The sequence below is a fragment of the Streptomyces griseus subsp. griseus genome, assembly GCF_000720255.1.
Taxonomy (GTDB): Bacteria; Actinomycetota; Actinomycetes; order Streptomycetales; family Streptomycetaceae; genus Streptomyces; species Streptomyces griseus_I.
Genome location: NZ_JOJE01000001.1, coordinates 192,485 through 217,969, shown reverse-complemented (window position 1 = coordinate 217,969; position 25,485 = coordinate 192,485). Strand labels below are relative to the sequence as shown.

The 25,485-nt window shown below is 70.7% G+C and carries 20 protein-coding genes; 17 read left to right on the top strand and 3 right to left on the bottom strand.

Going from position 1 to position 25,485, the window contains the following annotated elements; genetic code table 11:
- Positions 1-29 precede the first annotated feature (29 nt).
- The 12 genes from uvrC (at position 30) to pgi (ending at position 15,098) form a co-directional block, all read left to right on the top strand.
- Positions 30-2,075, top strand: a complete 2,046-nt coding sequence (gene uvrC / locus IG99_RS01000; protein WP_037668587.1) for an excinuclease ABC subunit UvrC — start codon at positions 30-32, stop codon at positions 2,073-2,075.
- Positions 2,072-3,073 (top strand): RNase adapter RapZ, encoded by a 1,002-nt coding sequence (gene rapZ, locus IG99_RS00995; protein WP_037668585.1) that lies wholly within the window; start codon positions 2,072-2,074, stop codon positions 3,071-3,073. The genes uvrC and rapZ overlap by 4 nt, the downstream gene beginning before the upstream one ends.
- Positions 3,070-4,137: a gluconeogenesis factor YvcK family protein gene (locus tag IG99_RS00990; RefSeq protein WP_037668583.1), complete on the top strand. Its 1,068-nt coding sequence runs from the start codon at positions 3,070-3,072 to the stop codon at positions 4,135-4,137. The genes rapZ and IG99_RS00990 overlap by 4 nt, the downstream gene beginning before the upstream one ends.
- Positions 4,128-5,117: a DNA-binding protein WhiA gene (gene whiA, locus IG99_RS00985; protein WP_037668581.1), complete on the top strand. Its 990-nt coding sequence runs from the start codon at positions 4,128-4,130 to the stop codon at positions 5,115-5,117. The genes IG99_RS00990 and whiA overlap by 10 nt, the downstream gene beginning before the upstream one ends.
- 190 nt (positions 5,118-5,307) lie before the next feature.
- A complete protein-coding gene (locus IG99_RS00980) occupies positions 5,308-8,262 on the top strand; it encodes a M14 family metallopeptidase (protein ID WP_037668580.1) in 2,955 nt (984 codons plus the stop codon).
- Positions 8,263-8,485: 223 nt separating this feature from the next.
- Positions 8,486-9,493: a type I glyceraldehyde-3-phosphate dehydrogenase gene (gene gap / locus IG99_RS00975; RefSeq protein WP_037668578.1), complete on the top strand. Its 1,008-nt coding sequence runs from the start codon at positions 8,486-8,488 to the stop codon at positions 9,491-9,493.
- Positions 9,494-9,626: 133 nt separating this feature from the next.
- Positions 9,627-10,838 carry a phosphoglycerate kinase gene (locus tag IG99_RS00970; RefSeq protein ID WP_037668576.1) on the top strand — a complete coding sequence of 404 codons (1,212 nt, stop codon included), beginning with the start codon at positions 9,627-9,629 and terminating at the stop codon, positions 10,836-10,838.
- A 4-nt stretch (positions 10,839-10,842) separates the two neighbouring features.
- A complete protein-coding gene (tpiA, locus tag IG99_RS00965) occupies positions 10,843-11,619 on the top strand; it encodes a triose-phosphate isomerase (protein ID WP_037668574.1) in 777 nt (258 codons plus the stop codon).
- A gap of 107 nt (positions 11,620-11,726) precedes the next feature.
- Positions 11,727-11,963, top strand: coding sequence for a preprotein translocase subunit SecG (secG, locus tag IG99_RS00960; protein ID WP_078947477.1), 237 nt, complete (start codon positions 11,727-11,729; stop codon positions 11,961-11,963).
- 212 nt (positions 11,964-12,175) lie between these two features.
- Positions 12,176-12,511, top strand: coding sequence for an RNA polymerase-binding protein RbpA (locus IG99_RS00955; protein ID WP_078947476.1), 336 nt, complete (start codon positions 12,176-12,178; stop codon positions 12,509-12,511).
- Positions 12,512-13,198: 687 nt separating this feature from the next.
- Positions 13,199-13,372, top strand: coding sequence for a hypothetical protein (locus IG99_RS50025; protein WP_234311726.1), 174 nt, complete (start codon positions 13,199-13,201; stop codon positions 13,370-13,372).
- 73 nt (positions 13,373-13,445) lie between these two features.
- Entirely contained in the window at positions 13,446-15,098 is a 1,653-nt protein-coding gene (pgi, locus tag IG99_RS00945) for a glucose-6-phosphate isomerase (RefSeq protein WP_037668566.1), read from the top strand.
- Between the two features lie 27 nt (positions 15,099-15,125).
- On the opposite strand, the gene IG99_RS00940 is transcribed toward pgi, so the two are convergent.
- The 3 genes from IG99_RS00940 to IG99_RS00930 are packed head-to-tail and all read right to left on the bottom strand — an operon-like array spanning position 15,126 to position 18,719.
- Positions 15,126-17,408: an ABC transporter permease gene (locus IG99_RS00940; protein ID WP_037668564.1), complete on the bottom strand. Its 2,283-nt coding sequence runs from the start codon at positions 17,406-17,408 to the stop codon at positions 15,126-15,128.
- Between the two features lie 38 nt (positions 17,409-17,446).
- Positions 17,447-18,196, bottom strand: coding sequence for an ABC transporter ATP-binding protein (locus IG99_RS00935; RefSeq protein WP_037668562.1), 750 nt, complete (start codon positions 18,194-18,196; stop codon positions 17,447-17,449).
- A gap of 7 nt (positions 18,197-18,203) precedes the next feature.
- A complete protein-coding gene (locus IG99_RS00930) occupies positions 18,204-18,719 on the bottom strand; it encodes a PadR family transcriptional regulator (RefSeq protein ID WP_037668560.1) in 516 nt (171 codons plus the stop codon).
- A gap of 133 nt (positions 18,720-18,852) precedes the next feature.
- Between IG99_RS00930 and IG99_RS00925 the strand changes: the two genes are divergently transcribed.
- The 5 genes from IG99_RS00925 to IG99_RS00905 all read left to right on the top strand — a co-directional run bounded on the left by IG99_RS00925 (position 18,853) and on the right by IG99_RS00905 (position 25,463).
- A complete protein-coding gene (locus IG99_RS00925) occupies positions 18,853-20,124 on the top strand; it encodes an ABC transporter substrate-binding protein (RefSeq protein ID WP_037668552.1) in 1,272 nt (423 codons plus the stop codon).
- Positions 20,125-20,233: 109 nt separating this feature from the next.
- Positions 20,234-21,868, top strand: a complete 1,635-nt coding sequence (locus IG99_RS00920) for a glycoside hydrolase family 13 protein (protein WP_199815428.1) — start codon at positions 20,234-20,236, stop codon at positions 21,866-21,868.
- Between the two features lie 38 nt (positions 21,869-21,906).
- The gene (locus tag IG99_RS00915; protein ID WP_037668550.1) at positions 21,907-23,232 is read left to right on the top strand and encodes an ABC transporter substrate-binding protein; all 1,326 of its coding nucleotides are present in this window, start codon (positions 21,907-21,909) and stop codon (positions 23,230-23,232) included.
- Positions 23,233-23,234: 2 nt separating this feature from the next.
- Positions 23,235-24,593: an ABC transporter permease gene (locus tag IG99_RS00910; RefSeq protein WP_037668548.1), complete on the top strand. Its 1,359-nt coding sequence runs from the start codon at positions 23,235-23,237 to the stop codon at positions 24,591-24,593.
- Between the two features lie 30 nt (positions 24,594-24,623).
- Positions 24,624-25,463, top strand: coding sequence for a carbohydrate ABC transporter permease (locus IG99_RS00905; RefSeq protein ID WP_037668546.1), 840 nt, complete (start codon positions 24,624-24,626; stop codon positions 25,461-25,463).
- Positions 25,464-25,485: the final 22 nt, after the last annotated feature.

Here is a 25,485-nt window from a genome sequence, read left to right as displayed (position 1 = left end):
TGTCGGTCCCCGCCAGTAGGGTGTGAGACATGGCCGACCCCTCCAGCTACCGCCCCAAGCCGGGACAGATCCCGGACTCTCCCGGGGTGTACAGGTTCCGCGACGAGCACCGCCGGGTGATCTACGTCGGAAAGGCGAAGAGCCTGCGCCAGCGCCTGGCGAACTACTTCCAGGACCTGGCGGGCCTCCACCCGCGCACGCGCTCCATGGTCACCACGGCCGCGTCGGTGGAGTGGACGGTGGTGTCCACGGAGGTCGAGGCGCTCCAGCTGGAGTACTCCTGGATCAAGGAGTACGACCCCCGGTTCAACGTCAAGTACCGCGACGACAAGAGCTACCCCTACCTCGCGGTGACGATGAACGAGGAGTTCCCGCGGGTCCAGGTGATGCGCGGCCACAAGAAGAAGGGCGTCAGGTACTTCGGCCCGTACGCGCACGCGTGGGCCATCCGGGACACCGTCGACCTGCTCCTGCGTGTCTTCCCGGTGCGCACCTGCTCGGCGGGCGTCTTCAAGAACGCCGCCCGCACCGGCCGCCCCTGTCTGCTCGGGTACATCGGCAAGTGCTCAGCACCCTGTGTGGGCCGGGTCTCCGCCGAGGAGCACGGCGAACTCGCCGACGAGTTCTGTGACTTCATGACCGGCCGTACGGGCACCTACCTGCGCCGGCTGGAGAAGCAGATGATGGAGGCGGCCGACGAGATGGAGTACGAGCGGGCGGCCCGCCTGCGCGACGACATCGGGGCCCTGAAGAAGGCGATGGAGAAGAACGCGGTCGTGCTCGCGGACGCGACCGACGCCGACCTGATCGCGGTCGCCGAGGACGAGCTGGAGGCGGCCGTCCAGATCTTCCACGTCCGCGGCGGACGCGTGCGCGGCCAGCGCGGCTGGGTCACCGACAAGGTCGAGGAGATCACCACCGGCGCCCTCGTCGAGCACGCCCTTCAACAGCTCTACGGCGAGGAGACGGGGGACTCCGTCCCCAAGGAGGTCCTCGTCCCCGCCCTGCCCGAGCCGCTGGAGCCCGTCCAGGAGTGGCTGACCGGGCGGCGCGGCTCCAACGTCTCCCTGCGCATACCGCAGCGCGGCGACAAGAAGGCGCTCATGGAGACCGTGCAGCGCAACGCCCAGCAGGCACTCGTGCTGCACAAGACCAAGCGCGCCTCCGACCTCACCACACGCTCGCGCGCCCTGGAGGAGATCGCCGACGCCCTCGACCTGGACAGCGCCCCGCTGCGCATCGAGTGCTACGACATCTCGCACCTCCAGGGCGACGACGTGGTCGCCTCCATGGTCGTCTTCGAGGACGGCCTGCAGCGCAAGAGCGAGTACCGCCGCTTCCAGATCAAGGGCTTCGAGGGCCAGGACGACGTCCGCTCCATGCACGAGGTGATCACCCGCCGCTTCCGGCGCTACCTCGCCGAGAAGGAGAAGACGGGGGAATGGACCGACGGGGAGAACGCGCTGACAGAGGAGGACGGCCGCCCCAGGAAGTTCGCCTACCCGCCCCAGCTCGTCGTCGTCGACGGCGGGCAGCCGCAGGTGGCCGCCGCCAGGAAAGCCCTGGACGAGCTCGGCATCGACGACATCGCCGTGTGCGGTCTCGCCAAACGTCTGGAGGAGGTGTGGCTGCCCAAGGACGACGACCCCGTGGTGCTGCCCCGCACCAGCGAGGGCCTCTACCTGCTGCAACGCGTCCGTGACGAGGCCCACCGCTTCGCGATCACCTACCAGCGCACCAAGCGGTCCAAGAGGTTCCGCGCCGGCCCCCTGGACGAAGTGCCGGGCCTCGGCGAGACGCGTAAGCAGGCGCTCATCAAACACTTCGGCTCGGTGAAGAAGCTGCGGTCGGCGACGATCGACCAGATCTGCGAGGTCCCGGGCATAGGCCGCAAGACGGCCGAGACGATCGCCGTGGCCCTCGCCCAGGCGGCCCCGGCCGCACCCGCCGTCAACACGGCGACTGGAGAGATCATGGATGACGTGGAAGTCGGGGCGCCCGGGACGACGGCCGGGTCCCCGGAGGAGTCCTCGACAGCGGACGCCCCGGAAGAACGACGGGGGCAGGAGACATGAGCGAGAACGACGCACAGCACACAGCACAGCGAGATCAGGAGCCCACGCGAGCCCCACAGGGCACAGCGGGCACCGAGGGCCAGGAACACGGAGCACAGGTGAGTACGGACAGCACGCCGCCCGGGATCCCCGACGCGGCCATCCCCGAGCTGGTGATCATCTCCGGCATGTCCGGCGCCGGGCGCTCGACGGCCGCCAAGTGTCTGGAGGACCTCGGCTGGTTCGTCGTCGACAACCTCCCGCCCGCGCTGATCCCCACCATGGTGGAGCTCGGCGCCCGCTCCCAGGGCAATGTGGCGCGGATCGCGGTCGTCGTCGACGTGCGCGGCCGCCGCTTCTTCGACAACCTCCGCGAGTCCCTCGCCGACCTGGAGGCCAAGCACGTCACCCGGCGGATCGTCTTCCTGGAGTCCTCCGACGAGGCCCTGGTGCGCCGCTTCGAGTCCGTGCGCCGCCCCCACCCGCTGCAGGGCGACGGCCGCATCGTCGACGGCATCGCCGCCGAGCGCGAGCTGCTGCGCGAGCTGCGCGGAGACGCCGACCTGGTGATCGACACCTCCAGCCTCAACGTGCACGAGCTGCGCGCGAAGATGGACGCCCAGTTCGCGGGCGAGGAGGAGCCCGAGCTGCGGGCCACCGTGATGTCCTTCGGCTTCAAGTACGGCCTCCCCGTCGACGCCGACCTGGTCGTGGACATGCGCTTCCTGCCCAACCCGCACTGGGTCCCGGAGCTGCGCCCCTTCACCGGCCTGAACGAGGAGGTCGCGGCGTACGTCTTCAACCAGCCCGGGGCCAAGGAGTTCCTCGACCGCTACGCCGAGCTGCTCCAGCTCATCGCCGCCGGGTACCGCCGCGAGGGCAAGCGCTACGTGACCATCGCGGTCGGCTGTACGGGAGGCAAGCACCGTTCGGTCGCCACTTCCGAGAAGCTGGCCGCCCGCCTCGCCTCCCAGGGCGTGGAGACCGTGGTCGTGCACCGGGACATGGGGCGCGAGTGACCGGACGTACACCGCGGCTGAACAGGCTGCGCAGGGTCAACCCCGAGGGCCGCGGGGGCCGACCCGCCGAGGCGCGCGGGGCCAGGCCGCGCCGCCGGGGCACCCAGCCCAAGGTCGTCGCCCTCGGCGGCGGCATGGGCCTGTCCGCCTCGCTCGCCGCACTGCGCCGCATCACCGGCGACCTCACGGCCGTGGTCACGGTGGCCGACGACGGCGGCTCCAGCGGGCGCCTGCGCGACGAGCTGGGCGTACTGCCGCCCGGCGACCTGCGCAAGGCGCTGGCCGCGCTGTGCGGCGACGACGACTGGGGCCAGACCTGGGCCCGCGTCATCCAGCACCGCTTCCAGTCCCAGGGCGACCTGCACGAGCACGCGGTCGGCAACCTGCTGATCGTCGCCCTGTGGGAGCAGCTCGGCGACCATGTCCAGGCCCTCGACCTGGTCGGCAAGCTCCTGGGTGCCCAGGGCCGGGTGCTGCCCATGTCCGCCGTACCGCTGGAGCTCCAGGCGCTGGTCAAGGGGCACGATCCGGACCGGCCCGAGGAAGTCGACACCGTCCGCGGCCAGGCGACCGTCGCCCTCACCCCCGGCGAGGTGCAGTCCGTGCACGTCATGCCGCACGACCCGCCCGCCGTCCCCGAGGCGGTCGCTGCGGTCCTGGACGCCGACTGGGTGGTTCTGGGCCCCGGCTCCTGGTTCTCGTCGGTCATTCCGCACCTGCTGGTGCCGGAACTCCTGGACGCGCTCACCGCGACCAAGGCCCGCCGGGTACTCTCCCTGAACCTCGCCCCGCAGCCCGGAGAAACCGAGGGCTTCTCCCCGCAGCGTCATTTGGAGGTTTTGGGGCGACACGCCCCTAAACTCGCCCTGGACGTGGTGCTGGCCGACGAGGCCGCCGTGCCCGACCGCGACCTCCTCACCGACGCAGCCAAGCGGTTCGGGGCCGCGGTGGAGCTGGCGCCGGTGGCCCGGACGGACGGGAGCCCAAGGCACGACCCGGAGCTCCTAGCCGCCGCGTACGACCGTATTTTTCGGATGCATGGAAGGATCGGCCCATGGCGATGACGCCAGCGGTGAAGGACGAGGTCTCCCGGCTCCCCGTCACCCGGACCTGCTGCCGGAAGGCGGAGGTCTCCGCCGTCCTGCGGTTCGCCGGCGGCCTCCACCTGGTGAGCGGGCGCATCGTGATCGAGGCGGAGCTGGACACCGCGATGGCGGCCCGCCGCCTCAAGCGGGACATCCTGGAGATCTTCGGCCACAGCTCCGAGCTGATCGTGATGGCGCCCGGTGGGCTGCGCCGAGGCTCGCGCTACGTGGTGCGGGTCGTCGCGGGCGGTGACCAGCTGGCCCGCCAGACCGGCCTGGTGGACGGCCGCGGCCGGCCGATCCGCGGCCTGCCCCCGCAGGTGGTCTCGGGGGCCACCTGCGACGCCGAGGCGGCCTGGCGCGGGGCCTTCCTGGCGCACGGCTCGCTCACCGAGCCCGGCCGTTCCTCCTCCCTGGAGGTCACGTGCCCGGGCCCCGAGGCGGCTCTCGCCCTGGTCGGCGCGGCCCGTCGGCTCTCGATCGCGGCGAAGGCCCGCGAGGTCCGCGGGGTCGACCGGGTCGTCGTCCGCGACGGCGACGCGATCGGTGCCCTGCTCACCCGCCTCGGCGCGCACGAGTCCGTGCTGGCCTGGGAGGAGCGTCGGATGCGCCGCGAGGTGCGCGCCACGGCGAACCGTCTGGCCAACTTCGACGACGCCAACCTGCGCCGTTCCGCCCGCGCGGCCGTCGCCGCCGGAGCCCGTGTCCAGCGGGCCCTGGAGATCCTCGCTGACGAGGTCCCCGAGCACCTGGCGGCCGCCGGCCGGCTGCGCATGGAGCACAAGCAGGCCTCGCTGGAGGAGCTGGGCGCGCTCGCCGACCCGCCGCTGACCAAGGACGCGGTCGCCGGCCGTATCCGCCGACTGCTGGCGATGGCCGACAAACGGGCCTCGGACCTGGGCATCCCGGGTACGGAGGCGAACCTCTCGGACGAGCTGGCCGACAACCTCGTCGGCTGACGGAGGCTCACAAAGGCCGACGGAGGCCGACGGAGCCCGACGGACGTTCCGTCAGACGCCGGTGTTCCCTACCCCTTTGGGGTGAGGACACCGGCATTTGACGTCCCATGAGGCGCCCTTGACTCGATCATGAAGTGTCATGAGCCTGGCATCTGTCCGCCGCTGTGGCGGACCACCGCTAGGGGGGTACATGAGACACAGAGCGAGATCGATCCTCGCTGTCGGCGCGCTCCTGATCGGCGGGGTGAGCATCGCACCCATCGCCCAGGCACAACCCGGCCGTGCGGCGGACCCCGGCCCGGACGAGGTCAAGGTCTACCGCGCCGAGGTCACCAAGAAACAGGTACCCCTGCTGCTGGCGGCCGGACAGGACGGCCACGAACTCGGCGAACAGGCGCCCGCGAAGGGCACCGCGACCGTCGAGCTCTACCTCACCGGCAAGCAGGCACAGAAGCTGGAGAAGCAGGGCGTCGACCTCACCGAGCACACCCTCTCGGCCCGGGCGGAGAACCGCGTCCAGTCCGCCGCCGACGGCGTGTACCGCCCGTACAGCGGCCGCGGCGGCATCAAGGAAGAGATCGTCAGGACCGGGCGGCAGCACTCGGACCTCACCAAGGTCGTCTCCCTCGGAAAAACTGTCAACGGCCAGGACATCCTCGCGCTCAAACTGACCAAGGGCGCGAAGAAGTCCAAGGACGGCAGCAAGCCCGCCGTGCTGTACATGTCCAACCAGCACGCGCGCGAGTGGATCACGCCGGAGATGACGAGGCGTCTGCTCCACTACTACCTGGACCACTACAAGACCGACCGGCGCGTCAGGAAGATCGTCGACTCGACCGAGCTGTGGTTCGTCGTCTCGGCCAACCCCGACGGCTACGACTACACCTTCCAGACCTCCGACACCCGCCTGTGGCGCAAGAACCTGCGCGACGCCAACGGCGACGGCGCCATCGGTGTCGGCGACGGTGTCGACCTCAACCGCAACTTCGCCTACAAGTGGGGTTACGACGACGAGGGTTCGTCCCCCAACCCCACCAGCGAGACCTACCGCGGCACGGCCCCCGACTCCGAGCCCGAGACCCGCGCGCTCGACGCCTTCCAGCGGCGCATCGGCTTCCAGTACGGCATCAACTACCACTCCGCCGCCGAACTCCTCCTCTACGGCGTCGGCTGGCAGGTCGCCACCGACACACCGGACGACGTCCTCTACAAGGCCCTCGCCGGCACGCCGGACAACTCCGCGATCCCCGGCTACCACCCGCAGGTCTCCTCGGAGCTCTACACCACCAACGGCGAGGCGGACGGCCACGCGGCCAACGTCAACGGCATGGCGATGTTCACCCCCGAGATGTCGACCTGCGAGACCGCGTCGAACCTCGATCCGGACGACGCCTGGAACGCGGCCGACTGCCAGTCGGTCTTCAACTTCCCCGACGACGAGAAGCTGATCCAGCAGGAGTTCGCCAAGAACATCCCCTTCGCGCTCTCCGTCGCCGAGTCCGCCGCCCACCCCGACCAGCCGACGTCCTCGCTCGGTCTGAAGGCCGCCGACTTCACCCCGGCCCCCTTCACCACGTCCTACGCGCGCGGCGCCGACCAGGAGGTCTCCGTCGTCGCCCGCAAGTCGGTCCGCGACAAGGAGCTCAAGTACCGCGTCAACGGCAGCCGGACCAAGAGCACGGCGCTGCGGCCCTGGAAGGGCGGCGAGACGTACGGCGGTGACGACAACCGCCACTTCGACGAGTACCGGGCCAGGGTGCGCGGCGCGGACCCGGGCGACAAGGTCGAGGTGTGGTTCACCGGGCGGACCCGCGGCGGCAAGAAGGCATCGAGCGACCACTTCACCTACAAGGTCGCCGCGGGCCCCCGTGCGAACACCCTGGTGGTAGCCGAGGAGGGCGTGACCGCCACGCAGGCACAGAAGTACGTGGACGCCCTGAAGGCCAACGGCCGCAAGGCGGTCGTCTGGGACGTCGCCACCCAGGGCGCCCCCGACGCGCTCGGCGTGCTCAAGCACTTCGGGACGGTCGTCCACTACACGGGCGCGAGCACTCCCGGCAACCTCACCCAACTCCAGTTGCGCGCCTACCTCAACGAGGGCGGCAAGCTGATCGAGGCGGGCGAAAAGGCCGGCGGCGCCGTCGACCTCGGCGACGGCACCCCGTCGGACGACTTCAGCCAGTACTACCTGGGCGCCTACACCCGTACGTCGCTGCCCGGCACCACCGCCTTCGAGGGCACCGGCGACCTCGCCGGAGCCACCGCGACCCTGGGCGGCGCGCCCGGCAACCCCCTGGACGCGGCCGGTTCCTACAGCGTCACCTCGGACACCCTCTCCCCGGGCAAGTACCCCCAGTTCGCCAGTGCGGGAGCGGGCCGCTACCCGGGCACCGCCAACCCCTACGGGCCGTACCAGGGCGCTTTCATGGCCGCGGCCACGCACAGCGACTACGCCTGGGACCGCCTCACCCGCACCGTCGACCTCACCGCGGTGACCGCCTCCCAGACGCCCACGCTGCGCACCCGGCTCCTGTGGGACACCGAGAAGGGGTACGACCACGCGGTCCTGGAGGCGCACACCGCCGGTGCCGACGACTGGACCACGCTCCCGGACAAGGGCGGCGCCACGAGCGACGTCGTGCCCGCCGAGTGCGGCGCAGGGTTCTTCATCCAGGCGCACCCCGCCCTCACCCGGTACCTCACGCACTCCGGCAGCGGCTGCACGGCCTCCGGCACCAGTGGCTCGTGGAACAGCTTCACCGGGGCGTCGGCCGGCTGGCAGGAGGTCTCCTTCGACCTCTCCGCGTACGCCGGGAAGAAGGTCGAGGTCTCCCTCAGCTACATCACCGACCCCGGATCCGGCGGCCGCGGCGTCCTCGCCGACAACGCGTCCGTCGTCATCGGAGGCAACGCCGTCGAGACCGAGGGCTTCGAGACCTCGCTCGGTGCGTGGAGCACCCCCGGCCCGCCCGCGGGCAGCCCCGCGGTCGTCAAGGACTGGGGCCGCTCCGGAGCCCTGTTCCAGACGTACGGCGCCGTCACCACGGACGACACCGTGTTGCTGGGGTTCGGTCTGGAACACCTCACGTCGGCGGCCGAGCGCGCGGCCCTCGTGGGAACGGCACTCGACTCCCTGCATGAGTGACACGCGGTCAATGGCAACTGACGTTCCGTAACCGGATCGAGTGAGTGGCCTTTCCGGGCCGGGCGGTCCGTACCCCTACTGGCGGGTACGGACCGCCGTGCCGTGTATGGGACGTCTCAATGTCACCCCGGCGGCTTCAGAGAGGTAGGGTCGTAGGCGGTCGGGGACATCCCAATACGAATCGCCGGTCTCGCAACCGGCGTACCAACGAGGAGATCGGTTCGTGACGATCCGCGTAGGCATCAACGGCTTTGGCCGCATCGGTCGTAACTACTTCCGCGCGCTGCTGGAGCAGGGTGCAGACATCGAGATCGTGGCTGTCAACGACCTGGGTGACACCGCGACCACCGCGCACCTGCTGAAGTACGACACCATCCTGGGCCGTCTCAAGGCCGAGGTGTCGCACACCGCTGACACGATCACGGTCGACGGCCACACCATCAAGGTGCTGTCCGAGCGCAACCCCGCCGACATCCCGTGGGGCGAGCTCGGCGTCGACATCGTCATCGAGTCGACGGGCATCTTCACGAAGAAGGCCGACGCCGAGAAGCACCTCGCCGGCGGCGCCAAGAAGGTTCTCATCTCGGCTCCGGCCAAGGACGAGGACATCACCATCGTGATGGGCGTCAACGAGAACAAGTACGACGCGGCGAGCCACCACGTCATCTCGAACGCCTCCTGCACCACCAACTGTGTGGCGCCGATGGCGAAGGTTCTCGACGAGAACTTCGGCATCGTCAAGGGCCTGATGACCACGGTCCACGCCTACACGAACGACCAGCGCATCCTGGACTTCCCGCACTCCGACCTGCGCCGCGCCCGCGCCGCCGCGGAGAACATCATCCCGACCACCACGGGTGCCGCCAAGGCCACCGCGCTGGTCCTCCCGCAGCTCAAGGGCAAGCTCGACGGCATCGCGATGCGCGTCCCGGTCCCCACCGGTTCCGCCACCGACCTGGTCGTGGAGCTGGAGCGCGAGGTCACCAAGGACGAGGTCAACGCCGCGTTCAAGAAGGCCTCCGAGGGCGAGCTGCAGGGCTACCTGTCCTACACGGAGGACCCGATCGTCTCCTCCGACATCGTCAGTGACCCCGCGTCCTGCACCTTCGACTCCTCCCTGACCATGGTCCAGGAGGGCAAGTCGGTGAAGATCCTCGGTTGGTACGACAACGAGTGGGGCTACTCCAACCGCCTCGTCGACCTGACGGTCTTCGTCGGCAACCAGCTCTGATCCACAGAGCAGGCACATTGATGTGAGTGCAGGGCTCGGGCGGCGCAGGGACGCGCCGTCCGGGCCCTGACTCACGTACAGACCGGCCCTCTTACGATCACGAGCACCACCAGTCCACTCGGGAGTCCCTTCAATGAAGACGATCGACGAACTCCTCGCCGAGGGCGTCACGGGCAAGCGGGTCTTCGTCCGCGCCGACCTCAACGTGCCGCTGGACGGCACCACCATCACCGACGACGGCCGTATCCGCGCCGTCCTGCCGACCGTGAAGGCCCTCGCCGAGGCGGGCGCCCGTGTGGTCGTCGCCTCCCACCTGGGCCGTCCCAAGGGCGCCCCGGACCCGGCCTTCTCGCTCGCCCCGGCCGCCGCGCGCCTCGGTGAACTCCTGGACGCCTCCGTGGCGTTCGCGACCGACACGGTGGGCGAGTCCGCCACCGCCACGGTCGCGGGCCTCGCCGACGGACAGGTCGCGGTCGTCGAGAACCTCCGCTTCAACGCGGGGGAGACGTCCAAGGACGACGCCGAGCGCGGCGCCTTCGCCGACCAGCTCGCCGCGCTGGCCGACGCCTACGTCGGTGACGGCTTCGGTGCCGTCCACCGCAAGCACGCCTCGGTCTTCGACCTCCCCGGCAAGCTGCCGCACTACGCCGGCCACCTGATCGCCACCGAGGTCGGCGTCCTGAAGAAGCTCACCGACGAGGTCCAGCGGCCCTACGTGGTCGTGCTCGGCGGCGCCAAGGTCTCCGACAAGCTCGCCGTCATCGACGAGCTGCTGGGCAAGGCCGACCGCATCCTCATCGGCGGCGGCATGGCCTTCACCTTCCTCAAGGCCAAGGGCCACGAGGTCGGCGCGTCCCTCCTCCAGGAGGACCAGATCCCGGCGGTCCTGGAGTACATCGAGCGCGCCGAGAAGACCGGCGTCGAGCTGGTCCTGCCGGTCGACGCGGTGGTCGCCCCCGCGTTCCCGGACCTGAAGACCAAGGCCCCGGCCGATGCCACCACCGTCGCCGCGGACGCCATTCCGGCCGACCGGATGGGCCTGGACATCGGCCCGGCGTCCGGCAAGCTGTACGCCTCGAAGATCACCGACGCCGCCACCGTCTTCTGGAACGGACCGATGGGCGTCTTCGAGCACCCCGAATTCGCCGAGGGGACCAAGGCGGTCGCCCAGGCTCTCCTCGACTCTTCGGCCTTCACGGTCGTCGGCGGCGGCGACTCCGCCGCGGCGGTCCGGATCCTGGGCTTCGACGAAACCGCATTCGGCCACATCTCGACCGGTGGCGGCGCCTCCCTCGAATACCTCGAGGGCAAGACGCTCCCCGGCCTCGCCGCACTGGAGGACTGACCCAATGAGCACGCGCACGCCGCTGATGGCGGGCAACTGGAAGATGAACCTCAACCACCTCGAGGCCATCGCCCACGTCCAGAAGCTCGCCTTCGCCCTGTCCGACAAGGACTACGACGCCGTCGAGGTCGCCGTCCTGCCGCCCTTCACCGACCTGCGCTCCGTGCAGACCCTGGTGGACGGCGACAAGCTCAAGATCAAGTACGGCGCCCAGGACCTCTCGGCGCACGACTCCGGCGCGTACACCGGCGAGATCTCCGGCTCGATGCTGGCCAAGCTGAAGTGCACGTACGTGGCGATCGGCCACTCCGAGCGGCGCCAGTACCACAACGAGACCGACGAGCTGGTCAACGCCAAGGTCAAGGCCGCCTACAAGCACGGCCTGACCCCGATCCTGTGTGTCGGCGAGGAGCTGGAGGTCCGCGAGGCGGGCAACCATGTCTCGCACACCCTCGCCCAGGTCGAGGGCGGCCTCAAGGACCTCCCGGCCGAGCAGGCCGAGACCGTCGTGATCGCCTACGAGCCCGTCTGGGCCATCGGCACCGGCAAGGTCTGCGGCGCCGAGGACGCCCAGGAGGTCTGCGCCGCCATCCGCGGCAAGATCGCCGAGCTGTACAGCCAGGAGCTGGCCGACCAGGTCCGCATCCAGTACGGCGGCTCCGTCAAGGCCGGCAACGTCGCCGAGATCATGGCGCAGGCCGACATCGACGGCGCCCTGGTGGGCGGTGCCTCCCTGGACGCCGACGAGTTCGTCAAGATCGTGCGCTTCCGCGACCAGTGATCCGAGCTGTGAGTATGCGGTAGCGGCGATCCGTCGTACCCTTGCGGGGTCCAGCACTGTGAGCTGGGCCCCGTCGTCCATCCGAATCCGAGGAAGTTGGTCCAGCCGTGGTTTTGGGGTTCTCGATCGCCCTGATCGTCTTCAGCCTGCTGCTGATGCTGCTGGTGCTGATGCACAAGGGGAAGGGCGGCGGCCTCTCCGACATGTTCGGTGGCGGCATGCAGTCCTCCGTCGGCGGCTCCTCGGTCGCCGAGCGCAACCTCGACCGCATCACCGTGGTCATCGGCCTGCTGTGGTTCGCGTGCATCATCGTCCTCGGTCTCCTCATGAAGACGAGCAGCTGATCCGCCGCTCGCACATACGCACATTCCGTACGTAAGGCCCCATGTTCGGTACGCGCACGTGAGCGCGGCCTATCATGGGGCTTGCGCCCGGGAGCGGGGACCTTGTAACTCCAAGCACTGGACGCGCGTTGGGCCTTACGTAGACTGAGGCGCTCGCGGCGAAGCGGAACGCCGACTCGCTTCGCGGCACCATCACGCAGGGAGTTACGACCGTGGCAAGTGGCAACGCGATCCGAGGAAGCCGGGTCGGGGCGGGGCCGATGGGCGAGGCCGAGCGCGGCGAGTCCGCGCCGCGTCTGCGCATCTCCTTCTGGTGCTCCAACGGGCACGAGACGCAGCCCAGCTTCGCCAGCGACGCACAGGTTCCCGACAACTGGGACTGCCCGCGCTGCGGCTTCCCGGCCGGACAGGACCGGGACAACCCGCCGGACCCGCCGCGGACCGAGCCCTACAAGACGCACCTCGCGTACGTACGGGAGCGGCGCAGCGACGCGGACGGTGAGGCGATCCTCGCCGAGGCGCTCGCCAAACTGCGCGGCGAGATCTAGAAGTTGAGGACCGGCCGGGTGCCCATGGGGCGCCTGGCCGGACCTGTTTTCGCGGCTGGGCGTACGTCCTCGCGGACCGATTGTCAGTGGTGCCCTCTACGGTTTGTTCATGGCGGACCGGGAGGGGGAGCGGTGACGGCGGTCGAGGCGACGGGCGTGCGCACGGCGCTGCGCGCAGCGCGAGCGCCGGAGCGACTGGTCGGCGCCGCGTCGGGCACGCCCGCGTGGCGCGGAGGTTTCGGCGGCTGTGGAGCGCCGCCGTGCTGTCCGGCTTCGCGCGGCGGCGCTGCCCCTGCTGGCGTCACGCTGACCGACGAGCCCCTGCTCATCGCCTCGGTCACCGCCCGCGGTCATCTGCCCTGGATCGTCTTCGGACTGCTCGGCGGAGCCGTTGCCGACCGGTTGGACCGGCGGCGGGCCATGTGGACGGGCCACCTGTGGCGCGAGGCTCCCTGCGAGGCCTGCGCGCCGCCACCGCCCTGTGCAACATCGGCATGGGCGCCCAGCTCGTCACCCTGATCCTCCTGGTCACCGGCTGGCTGAACGCGGGTCTTGCGGGTTACGCGGCGGCGGCCACCGCGGTCACCCTCGGCGGCCTGGCCGGCGGCCCGGTCGACGGCCGGCTCGTCCGACGGATCGGCCCCGTCCGGGCCGTGCTCCTCGCAGGCATCGTGCGGACCGGGCATCGTGCGGACCGGGGCCGTCGTCCCGGTGGCCACCGCGTGGGGCCTCGACGCACCGCCGCTGCTCACCGCCGCCTTCTTCGTCCTCGCCGTCGCCGCGCTGATACCCGTACGCCGCCCGGACGTATCTGTTGTCGCCCCGCACGACCGCGCCACAGCAGCTCACGGCGCCCGCTGATCAACTAGGTTGGGACCGGCAGCGGGGCAGGTACGCAGCAGGACAGGTGCAGGAAAGAAGGCTGAAGTCCGACATGAACGCATACGGCCGTACCAGGCTCAACCAGACGCCAGAGTGGACCGCTCTGGCCAAGCACCGCGAGGAGCTGGGGGAGGTGCGGCTGCGCGAGCTGTTCGCCGCCGGTCCCGGCCGCGGGGGCGGGTACACGCTGCAGGTCGGGGACCTGCACATCGATTACTCCAAGCATCTCGTCACCGACGAGACGCTGCGGCTGCTGCGTGAGCTGGCCGCCGCCACCGACGTCTTCGGCCTCCGGGACGCCATGTTCCGCGGCGAGAAGATCAACACCACCGAGGACCGCGCGGTGCTGCACACCGCCCTGCGCGCGCCGCGTGACGCGGTCATCGAGGTCGACGGTGAGAACGTCGTTCCCGCCGTGCACGGCGTCCTCGACAGGATGGCCGACTTCGCGGACCGCGTCCGCTCCGGTGGCTGGACCGGCCACACCGGCAGGCGCATCAGGAACGTGATCAACGTCGGCATCGGCGGCTCCGACCTCGGCCCGGCCATGGCCTACGAGGTGCTGCGTGCCTTCACCGACCGCGACCTCGCGGTCCGCTTCGTCTCCAACGTGGACGGCGCCGACCTGCACGAGGCCACCCGTGACCTGGACCCGGCCGAGACGCTGTTCATCATCGCCTCCAAGACGTTCACCACGATCGAGACGATCACCAACGCCACCTCGGCCCGCGCCTGGCTGGTGGACGCCCTCGGTGACGAGGCCGCCGTCGCCAAGCACTTCGTGGCGCTGTCGACGAACGCCGAGAAGGTCGCCGCGTTCGGCATCGACACGGCCAACATGTTCGAGTTCTGGGACTGGGTCGGCGGCCGCTACTCCTACGACTCCGCCATCGGGCTCTCCCTGATGGTCGCCATCGGCCCGGACCGCTTCCGCGAGATGCTCGACGGGTTCCGGCTCGTCGACGAGCACTTCCGCACCGCGCCCGCCGAGTCCAACGCCCCGCTTCTGCTGGGCCTGCTGGGCATCTGGTACGGCAACTTCCACGACGCCCAGTCGCACGCGGTGCTGCCGTACTCGCACTACCTGTCCAAGTTCGCCGCCTACCTCCAGCAGTTGGACATGGAGTCCAACGGCAAGTACGTCGGCCGGGACGGGCGTGAGGTCGAGTGGCAGACCGGGCCCATCGTGTGGGGCACGCCGGGCACCAATGGACAGCACGCCTATTACCAGCTCATCCACCAGGGCACCAAGCTGATCCCGGCGGACTTCATCGGCTTCGCCGAGCCGGTCGCCGAGCTGAGTGACCAACTCAAGGCGCAGCACGACCTGTTGATGGCCAACTTCTTCGCCCAGACCCAGGCGCTGGCGTTCGGCAAGACGCCCGAGGAGGTGCGGGCCGAGGGGGTGCCGGAGGAGCTGGTCGCGCACAAGACGTTCAAGGGCAACCACCCGACGACCACGATCCTCGCGCGCGAGCTGACCCCGTCGGTCCTCGGTCAGCTCATCGCCCTCTACGAGCACAAGGTGTTCGTCCAGGGCGCCGTGTGGAACATCGACTCCTTCGACCAGTGGGGCGTGGAGCTGGGCAAGGTCCTGGCCAAGCGTGTCGAGCCCGCTCTGACCGAAGGCGCGGACGTCCCCGGCCTGGACGCGTCGACGAAGGCCTTGGTCGCCACGTACCGGGAGCTGCGCGGCCGGCAGTGACGCCCCGGCCGGCGGCGGCTCGGCCCGTCAGGCGGCCGCGCTCAGCGTGTCCGCGAGGCGGCGTCGGGCCGCTCGGGCCGCCGGGAGGGCGGCGAGCGCGGCCGCGCCCAGCACCGCGGCCGCGCCGAACAGAACCAGCAGCACCGGCGACGGCCCCCGGGCAATGCCCGGGCCGATGCCGCTCGACCGCCCCTGGACGTCGATCAGCCAGTGCGCGAGGGGCAGCCCCAGCGCCGTGCCGACGAGGACGGCGGCCAGGGCGGTGCAGCCGGTGGCCGTGACGGTGACGGCCGTGATCTGGCGCGGCGAGAGGCCGATCGCCTTGAGCGCCAGCAGGTCCCGCTCGCCCTCGCGGACGGTGCCGCCGATCACCGTGAGCAGCTCGATCAGCCCGATGAGGGCCAGGACGGCGATCAGTCCGACCACGACACCGCGCAGTGGCGAAAGCCCGTCGGCGGGGTTGGTCACGGTGTGCACGTCGAGGTGGCCGTGCCCGGCGGTGGTCAGCCGGCCGGCGACCTCGGACGGGTCGGCGCCCGGGCGCAGCCGCACCTGGTAGAGCGTCGGCGCCAGCCGCGGGTCGTTCTCGCGGAGGGTGTCGAGCGAGGTGGAGATGACCCGCCCGGCGTTCTCGGGCTCGATGCTGCGGCCCACGATGTGCAGGATCTGCGGCTGGTCGCCCACCGTCATCCGCACCCAGTCGCCGACCCGGACGTCCAGCAGGTCGAGCAGCCCCTGACCGGCGACCGCCTCGTCCCGGCCGCGGGCGGGGCGGCCCTCGGTGAGGGTGTACGGGTACGGCTCCGCGCGGGTACCCAGGCCGCGCAGGGCGATCGTGGCCGTCTGGCCCGGGACCAGCGCGGCCACCTCCACGCCCGGGTAGGCGGCGGCGACCTGCGGATCGTGCTCCAGCAGGGTCCGGACGTCCGGGGTGCTCGGACCCGTGTCCGCGTGGACGGTCAGCGCGGTCGGCAGGCCGACCTCGTCGGGGCTGCTGCGGAAGCGGTCGATGGTGGTCCAGGCGCTCATCGCGACCACGATCAGCAGCAGGGGAAGCGCCAGCCGGGCCACCGTCGACACCGACCGCAGGCGGCTGGTGAGGACCTTGTGGCAGCCCAGCACGAGGCCGGGCGGCAGCCGCAGCCCGAGCGCCCGGCGCGCCACACCCGACAGCCGCCCGCCGGGCGAGACCGCGGGCCGCGGCACCGGAACCGGGGGCACGCGCCCCGCCCGCCAGGCCGCGAGCCCGGTGGTCGCGCCGATGAACAGCACCGCGCCCGCCGGCACCACGAACAGCGCGACCGTGTGCCCGGGCAGCCCTTGCCAGACACCGACCGCGTCCCCGAGACGTCCCGGGATCCGGCCGCCCACCGCCTGGGTGAACGCGGCGGCGCCGACGCCTCCCAGCAGGGCGTAGGCGATGTGCTGGAGCAGGAACACGCGCACGACCTGGCCGGGCGTGAAGCCGATCGCCTTCAGCACGGAGATGTCCCGCAGATGCCCGCGGATACGGGTGGCGATCGCCCCGTGCACGGCGAGCCCGGCGGCGATCAGCGCACCGAGGCCGAACAGGCCGAGGACCTGCCCCAGCAGCCGGTTGTCGCCCTGGGCCTCGGCGCGCGCCTGTCGCCAGGTGGAGACCTCGCCGATGGCGCCCGCGCCCAGCACGGTGACAGCGCGCTGGACGGCGTAGTCCGTGTCGTCGGGGTCGGTCAGGCGCAGGCCGATGACCTGGCCGCCGGCGTCCGGCACGGCCGACGGGAGCGCCCAGACGAGGCCCGGTTGCTCGCCCGCGTGGTAGCGGGGTTCGGCGCTGTCGGCGATGCCGAGGACGGTCAGCCGACGCGGTGTGCCGGGCAGGGCGAGGGTGTCGCCGGGTTCGGCCAGCAGGGCGCGGGCGAGGCGGCTCTCCAGCACCACGCCGTCGGGGGTCGTGGGGTCCAGCCAGTGCCCGGCGGTGATCAGCGGGCGGCCGACGGCGGGCCGCTCGGGCGTGCCGCGCAGCTCCACCAAGGCGCGGGCGCCGCGGGAGGCGAGGGTGGCGGAGGCGGTGGGGTAGGGCCCCGCGACGGACTCGACGCCGTCGAGGCCCGCCAGCTTCTCCACCTGGGCGGACCGATCGGTGTGGATCCACACGTGCGCACCGCGTGCCTGGGTGAAGACGCGCTGCCAGGGGTTGGTGGCGTACCCGAAGAGCGCCGTGGCCAGAAGCAGCGACACGACGATTCCGGCGGTCGCCAGGACGAGGAACAGCGCCTCTCCGCGGTGCGTGCGCAGATCGGAGTGCGCCCAGCGCAAGGTGGCCCGCACCGTGTCAGCCCTCCCCGGGGACGTCGTACACCCGCATGTCAGTCCCTGAGCTCCAGCACCCCGGAGATGCCGGTCCCGCGCGTCGGCATGCCGTCCAGTTCCGCGTCGTCGGCGATCCGCCCGTCGAAGAAGCTGATCACCCGGTCCGCGGAGCTCGCGAGCCGTGCGTCATGGGTGACGAGGACGATGCTCTGCCCACGCTGGTGGAAGCGGGACAGCAACCGCATCACCTCACGGGTGCCCTTGCTGTCCAGGCTGCCCGCGGGCTCGTCGGCCAGCAGCAGCGGAGGGTGGTTGACCAGCGCCCGGGCCAGCGCGACCCGCTGCTGCTCGCCGCCGGACAGCTCACCCGGCATGCTGCGTTCCTTGCCGGCCAGGCCCAGCTCGGCCAGCAGTGCCTCCCGCTCCGCGCGGGCCTGCTTCGGGGGAACCCCGGCGAGGAGTGCCGGCAGCTCCACGTTGTCGGCGACCGAGAGGTTCGACACCAGGTTGAAGAACTGGAAGACGATCCCGATCCGCTTGCGGCGCTCCACCGCCCAGCGCGCCTCGCCATAGGCGTCCGTGCAGTCGCCGTCCAGCCAGATGCTGCCGGCGTCCGGTCGCTGCAACCCGCCCAGCAGATGCAGCAGCGTCGACTTGCCGGCGCCGGACGGCCCGGTGACGGCCACGAACTCGCCCTGCCGCACACACAGGTCGACCCCGCGCACGGCATGCGCCGGGGCACCCTCGCCGTAGTGCGTCTTGACCAGGCCCTCGGCGCGCAGCACAGGAGTGGGGCGGTCGCTCACAGCTCGCTCACTCCAGCTCCTCCAGCTCTTCCTGGCACCGTTCCAGCCAGTCGAGGTCGGCCTGCAGGTGCAGCATCGCGCCCTCGATCAGCAGCTGGGCGATGCGGTTGTCGCGGTCTTCGGCGGCGGCCAGCTTCGACAGGTGCCGCATGGTGTTGAGGTACTGGCGCCGCTGCTTGTTGATCAGGGCGATCTGCTCGGCGAGACCGGTCTGCGGAGCGAGGGCCAGTTTCATGAAGAACTCGTCCCGTACCCGCGGCTCGTCCTCGGGCTCCTCGAACCAGGCGCGCAGCGCCTCCCGCCCGCTGTCGGTCAGGTGGTAGACCTTCTTGTTGGGACGGCTGGACTGCTCGACGTCCTCGCCCTCGATCAGTCCCTGCTTCTCGAGGCGGCCGAGGGTCACGTAGACCTGGCCGACGTTCGGCTGAGGGTACGCGGAGCCCAGCAGTTGCTCAAGGTCCTGCTTGAGCTCGTAACCATGGGCCGGGCCGCGCGCGAGGAGAGCCAGGAGGGGCAGGCGCACTCGTGCTGTCCTCCTCGTCTGCGTAATGTGCTCCAGGCCCTAGTATCGCCCATACCTAACAGGTATACATGGCCCTTGATTGGCGGCGGTCTCGGGCGAAGGCGCTCGGCTCCAGGTGTACAGGGAGGAACCTATGCGGTGGATACACGCCGCCGGTAGGGGCCTTCTCGTCCTCGTTGTGATCATGACAGGCTACGTCGCCTCGGGCGCCCGCGCCGACGAGGGTACGGCAGGGGCCCGGGGCCCTCTGACGCTCGCCACCGCGGGCGACCTCACCGGCTATCTCGGCACCGTCCTGGAGGGCTGGAACCGCACACATCCCGGGGAGCGGGTCACGCTCGTCGAGCTCCCGGACTCCGCCGACGAGACGCACGCGCAGATGACCACCGATCTGCGTGGCGGCGACCAGAGCCGCTTCGACGTCCTCAACATCGACGTCAGCTGGACCTCGGAGTTCGCCGCCGCCGGCTGGATCCGGCCGCTGCCCCCCGATCGCTTCCCGCTCGACACCTTGCTCCCGCCGGTCGTGGACACGGCGACCTACGACGGACAGCTGTACGCCGTCCCGTACGTCACCAACGCCGGCCTGCTCCTCTACCGCAAGGACGTCCTCGCCGAGGAAGGCGTCCCGCCGCCGCGCACCTGGACCGAGCTGGAGCACGACGCGAGGACCATCGCGCCGAAGTACGGACTCGGCGGCTACGCCGGCCAGTTCCTGCCGTACGAGGGTCTGACCGTCAACGCGGCCGAGGCCGTCTACTCGGCGGGCGGCTCGATCCTCGGCGACGAGGGCGAGCGCGTCACCGTGAACTCGGCCGCCGCCCGCGAGGGCATCGGCTTCCTCGCGCGCGGGGTGCGGGAGGGGTGGATCCCGAAGGCGGCGCTGACGTACAAGGAGGAGGAGTCCAAGCAGGCTTTCCAGGACGGAAAGCTGCTCTTCCTGCGCAACTGGCCGTACGCGTACGTCGGCGCCTCCGCCAAGGGCTCGCCGGTCGCCGGGAAGGTCGGCGCCGTGCCGCTGCCCGGCCCCGACGGACCCGGCACGAGCGTCCTCGGCGGCTCCAATCTCGCCGTCAACACCCACGCACGGCACCCCGACTCGGCCGCGCGCCTGATCGCCTACCTCACCAGCGAGTCCGTCCAGCGGCAGGTCCTGACGAAGGGCGCGCTGCCGCCCGTACGCGCCGCGCTGTACGAGGACCCCGAGCTGGTGCGGGAGTTCCCCCATCTGCCGACCCTGCGGGCCAGTGTGCTGGCGGCCGCGCCGCGCCCGAAGAGCCCGCGCTACGACCAGGTCAGCCTGGTCGTGCAGGCGGTCGTGCAGGACGCGATGACCGGGCGCGAGACGCCCGAGAGCGCGGTGCGGCGGCTGGCGCGCGAGCTCGCCGCGATCTCTCACCGATAGCTCCCGCGATCTTCTTAGTTACTTGTTAAGTAACGCCTAGGTCTCATCTCGCCCTACGAGAGCACCTTTTCGTTGACACCCTCGTCACCCGCCTACCTAACATGCATGCATGTTGAGTAAGTACCACTGGTGGCGCGACGCGGTGATCTACCAGGTGTACGTCCGCAGCTTCCTGGACAGCACCGGAGACGGCGTCGGCGATCTCGCCGGGGTCAGGGCCGGACTGCCCTACCTGAAGAAGCTGGGCGTCGACGGGATCTGGCTGAGCCCGTTCTATCCCTCGCCGCAGCACGACCACGGCTACGACGTGGCCGACTACTGCGACGTCGACCCGCTCTTCGGTGACCTCGCCGAGTTCGACCTGCTGATGGCGGCCGCCCGGCGGCTCGGCGTCAAGGTGCTGCTCGACGTGGTGCCCAACCACTGCTCCAGCGCGCACCCGTGGTTCCGTGAGGCGCTCGCCTCGGCCCCCGGCAGCGCGGCCCGCGCCCGCTTCCACTTCGCCGACGGGCGCGGCCCGGACGGCGCCGAGCCACCCAACAACTGGCACGCCATGTTCGGCGGCCCGGCCTGGACCCGGATCACCGAGGCGGACGGCCGCCCGGGCCAGTGGTACCTGCACATGTTCACGCCCGAACAACCGGACTGGAACTGGCGCAACACCGAGGTCCCGGCGGAGTTCGGCCGGACCCTGCGGTTCTGGCTGGACCGGGGCGTCGACGGCTTCCGCATCGACGTCGCCGCCGGCCTCTTCAAGCACCCGGACCTGCCCGACTCCCCGGACCCCGAGGCCGACGCCCGCACCCGCGACTCCGTCAACCCACTCGCCTGGAACCAGCCCGAGGTGCACGGCGTGTGGCGGCACTGGCGCGCGGTGTGCGAGGAGTACACGGCTCGCGACGGCCGCGAACGGCTCCTGGTCGGCGAGGTGTCCGTGCCCAGCGCCCGCGAACACGCCCTGTACGTCCGCCCGGACGAACTCCACCAGGCCTTCTTCTTCGACCTGCTGAGTGCTCCCTGGGACCCCGACGCCTTCCGCAAGGTCATCTCCGAGGCCATGCAGGACATCGCCGGCACGGGGTCCACGGTCACTTGGGTCCTCAACAACCACGACCAGGTCCGCACCGTGACCCGCTACGGAGAACCCGCCCCCGGTGGGAGCGGCCTCGGTACCGCCCGCGCCCGCGCCGCCGCGCTGCTGATGCTGGCGCTGCCCGGAGCCGCGTACATCTACCAGGGCGAGGAACTGGGGCTTCCCGAGGTCGTCGACCTGCCCGACGACGTGCTCACCGACCCGATCTTCCGCCGCACGGGCAGCCGCGCCCGGATCCGCGACGGCTGCCGGGTGCCGCTGCCCTGGTCCGGCCAGGCGTCCCCGTTCGGCTTCACCTCCGGTCCGGAGGGCACCAAGCCCTGGCTGCCGCAGCCGGAGTGGTTCGCCGAACACGCCACCGACCGGGCGCTCGCCGACACCCGCTCCTTCTGGCACCTGTACCGCGACGGTCTCCAACTACGCGCCACTCTGCCCCAGTTGGGCGAAGGGCCGCTGCGCTGGCTGGACGCCCCGCCCGGCGTCCTCGCCTTCGCCCGCGGCGACGAAGGTGACGGCTTCGTCTGCGCCGTCAACTTCGGTACGGCACCCACGCCCGCGCCGGTCCCCGGTACCCCCCTGCTGTCCAGCGGGCCCTGCCCGGCCGGGGTGCTCCCCGGCTCGACGGCCGCCTGGTGGATCAACGACCGCTGAACCCCCGTCACCTCCACACCCTCGAAGGGACATCAACGATGATGCGACGACGTACCACCCTGCTCACCGGTTGCACCGCCCTCGCACTGACGCTGGGCGCGACCGCCTGCGGCGGCGGGCCCGTCACGGCCGGCGGCGGCGACAAGGCGCTCGGCGGCCAGACCGTCACCGTGGCCGGTGTCTGGTCCGGCACCGAGCAGAAGAACTTCCAGAAGGTGCTGGACGCCTTCAGCGAGAAGACCGGCGCCAAGACGCAGTTCGTCTCCACCGGGGACAACGTCTCCACCGTCGTCGGCAGCAAGATCGAGGGCGGCAACGCCCCCGACGTGGTGATGGTCCCGCAGGTCGGCGTGCTCAAGCAGTTCGCGCAGAAGGGCTGGCTCAAGCCGCTGTCCACCAAGGCCCAGCAGGCCGTTGCCGCCAACTACGCGCCGGTCTGGAAGGACTACGGCAGCGTCGACGGCACCCTCTACGGCCTGTACTTCAAGGCCGCCCACAAGTCGACGGTCTGGTACAGCCCCGACGCCCTCACCCAGGCCGGCGTCAAGCCTCCGAAGACCTACGACGAGATGCTCAAGGCCGGACACACCGTCTCCGACTCCGGGCTCGCCGCCTTCTCGGTCGCCGGACAGGACGGCTGGCCCCTCACCGACTGGTTCGAGAACATCTACCTCTCCCAGGCCGGACCGGAGAAGTACGACGCCCTCGCCGCCCACAAGCTGAAGTGGACCGACCCCAGCGTGGTCGACGCGCTCACCACCCTCGGCAAGCTCTTCAAGGACAAGGAGTTGATCGCGGGCGGCCAGAAGGGCGCCCTGAACACCGACTTCCCCGGCTCGGTGGAGAAGGTGTTCGGACCCAAGCCCGAGGCGGGCATGGTCTACGAGGGTGACTTCGTGGCCGGGGTCGCCAAGGACCAGTTCGGCAAGAAGATCGGCGAGGACGCGAACTTCTTCCCCTTCCCGGCCGTCGGCGCCGGCAAGGCACCGGTGGTCAGCGGCGGTGACGCGGCCGCCGTCCTGAAGGACGGCAAGAACCAGAAGGCCGCCCAGGCGCTCCTGGAGTACCTGGCGACGCCGGAGGCCGCGGCCGTGTGGGCCGAGGCGGGTGGCTTCCTGTCCCCGAACGAGAAGCTCGACCTCGCCTCCTACGGCGACGCTGTCACCCGGGCCACCGCCAAGTCCCTCGTGCAGGCCGGTGATTCCGTCCGCTTCGACATGTCCGACCAGGCCCCCGCGGCCTTCGGCGGCACCAAGGGCGCCGGCGAGTGGAAGCTGCTCCAGGACTTCCTGCGCGACCCGTCCGACGCGAAGGGCACCGCGGCGAAGCTGGAGGCCGCGGCGGTCAAGGCGTACCAGGGCTGACCATGACCTCCACCCTGGTGAAAGAGACGAGGCCCCCGGGCGCCGCCGGTGCCGCGCCCGTCCGGCGCGACCGGCGGCGGGGCCGGACCGCCGCCCTGCTGTTCGTCCTGCCCGCGCTGCTCCTGCTGGGCGCGCTCGTCGTCTACCCCGTGCTGTTCTCCGTCGGCCGCAGCTTCTTCGACGCCTCCGGGACCCGTTTCGTGGGCGGCGAGAACTACACCGAGATGTTCCGCGACCCGGCGACGATCAAGGCCATCCGCAACACGGCGATCTGGGTCGTCGTGGCCCCGGCCCTGCTCACCGGCCTCGGTCTGATCCTCGCCGTGCTGGTCGAGAAGGTCCGCTGGGCCACCGCGTTCAAGCTGCTGCTGTTCATGCCGATGGCGGTGTCCTTCCTCGCCGCCGGCATCATCTTCCGGCTCGCCTACGACGAGGACCCGGACAAGGGCGTACTGAACGCGGCCGTGGTCTCCGTGCACGACGCCTTCCAGGGGACGTCGACGTACCCGACCGCCCGGGCCCGTGACGGGCAGGGCGTCACCAAGGAGGCGGACGGCTCGTACGAGACGCGTACCGGTGCGTCGCCGGGGGACGCGGTGGCGCTGGGCCTGGTCGGCGTGCTGCCCGAGGACCTCCCGGGTGGGGCCCGGCCCGCGTACGCGGCCGCCGGGCGGAAGGCGGCGCCGGACGAGCTCCGCGGGGTCGTCTACCTCGACTTCACCCGAGGCGGGGGAGGGGAGCAGGGCAAGGTCGACCGGCGGGAGAGCGGGCTGCCGGAGATGAGGGTCGAGGCGGTGCGCGACGGGAGGACCGTCGCCACGACGACCACCGCGTCCGACGGCTCCTTCCGCTTCGAGGGGCTCGCCGACGGCTCGTACGCCGTGCGGCTGCCCGCCTCCAACTTCGCTCCGCCGTACGAGGGGATCTCCTGGCTCGGACCCGCGCTCGTCACACCGGCGATCATCGGGGCGTACCTGTGGATCTGGACCGGGTTCTCGATGGTGCTGATCGGGGCCGGACTCGCGGCGCTGCCGCGGGACGCGCTGGAGGCGGCGCGGATGGACGGCGCGAACGAGTGGCAGATCTTCCGGCGGATCACGGTGCCGCTGCTGGCACCCGTGCTGACCGTGGTCTTCGTGACCCTCGTGATCAACGTGATGAAGGTGTTCGACCTCGTCTACATCATCGCGCCCGGGCCCGTGCAGGAGGACGCGACCGTGCTCGCCACGCAGATGTGGCTGGTGTCCTTCGGCGGCGGCAACAACCAAGGGCTCGGCAGCGCGCTGGGTGTCCTGCTCCTGCTGCTGGTGATCCCGGCCATGGTCTTCAACGTCCGCCGTTTTCGAAGGAGTCAGCGATGAAGAGGGGTCAGCGATGAACAGGAGTCACCGATGAACGCCGTCCGGCGCGGGCTGGGCAACGGGCTCGTCCAGGCCTTCCTCGTGGTCGTCGGCCTGGTGTGGATGACACCGCTGGCCGGGCTGTTCGTGTCCTCCCTGCGGTCCGCCGAGGACACCGCCGAGGGCGGCTGGTGGACGGTGGTCACCAGCCCGGGGCAGTTGTCCTTCGACAACTACACGGCGCTGCTGAAGAACGCGGGCATCACCCAGGCGTTCTGGAACACGGTGCTGATCTCGGTGCCGACGACGGTGCTCGTCGTGGTCGTCGCGGCCCTCGCCGGCTACGCCTTCGCCTGGCTCGACTTCCCGGGCCGCGAGACGGTCTTCCTCGTAGTGGTCGCGCTGCTGGTGGTGCCCGTGCAGATCGGCCTGCTGCCCGTCGCCAAACTCTTCGGACAACTCGGCCTGTTCGGCACGATCCCCGGCGTCGTGCTCTTCCACGTGGCTTACGGGCTGCCGTTCGCGGTGTTCCTGCTGCGCAACTACTTCGCCGAGATGCCGAAGGAGATGCTGGAGGCGGCCCGGATGGACGGGGGCAGCGAATGGCGCATCTTCACCAGGCTCGTCCTGCCGGTGGGACGGCCGGCCATCGCCAGCCTGGCCATCTTCCAGTTCCTCTGGGTCTGGAACGACATGCTGGTGGCCCTGCTCTTCGCCGACAGCTCGTCCCAGCCGCTGACCGTCGAACTCCAGTCACAGATCCGGCAGTTCGGCAGCAATATCGACGTACTGGCGCCCGGGGCGTTCCTGTCGCTGATCGTGCCGGTGGTGGTCTTCTTCGCCTTCCAGCGGCACTTCGTCCAGGGCGTGATGGCCGGGTCGGTGAAGTGACCGGAGGCCAGGACCCGGGGCT

Bases quoted from the DNA above. Each gene is read 5' to 3' on its own strand.
- tpiA (WP_037668574.1), top strand. From the start codon at position 10,843: ATGAGCACGCGCACGCCGCTGATGGCGGGCAACTGGAAGATGAACCTC.
- whiA (WP_037668581.1), top strand. From the start codon at position 4,128: ATGGCGATGACGCCAGCGGTGAAGGACGAGGTCTCCCGGCTCCCCGTC.
- IG99_RS00905 (WP_037668546.1), top strand. From the start codon at position 24,624: ATGAACGCCGTCCGGCGCGGGCTGGGCAACGGGCTCGTCCAGGCCTTC.
- IG99_RS00925 (WP_037668552.1), top strand. From the start codon at position 18,853: ATGCGGTGGATACACGCCGCCGGTAGGGGCCTTCTCGTCCTCGTTGTG.
- IG99_RS00980 (WP_037668580.1), top strand. From the start codon at position 5,308: ATGAGACACAGAGCGAGATCGATCCTCGCTGTCGGCGCGCTCCTGATC.
- IG99_RS00970 (WP_037668576.1), top strand. From the start codon at position 9,627: ATGAAGACGATCGACGAACTCCTCGCCGAGGGCGTCACGGGCAAGCGG.
- IG99_RS00910 (WP_037668548.1), top strand. From the start codon at position 23,235: ATGACCTCCACCCTGGTGAAAGAGACGAGGCCCCCGGGCGCCGCCGGT.
- IG99_RS00915 (WP_037668550.1), top strand. From the start codon at position 21,907: ATGATGCGACGACGTACCACCCTGCTCACCGGTTGCACCGCCCTCGCA.
- rapZ (WP_037668585.1), top strand. From the start codon at position 2,072: ATGAGCGAGAACGACGCACAGCACACAGCACAGCGAGATCAGGAGCCC.
- pgi (WP_037668566.1), top strand. From the start codon at position 13,446: ATGAACGCATACGGCCGTACCAGGCTCAACCAGACGCCAGAGTGGACC.
- uvrC (WP_037668587.1), top strand. From the start codon at position 30: ATGGCCGACCCCTCCAGCTACCGCCCCAAGCCGGGACAGATCCCGGAC.
- IG99_RS00920 (WP_199815428.1), top strand. From the start codon at position 20,234: ATGTTGAGTAAGTACCACTGGTGGCGCGACGCGGTGATCTACCAGGTG.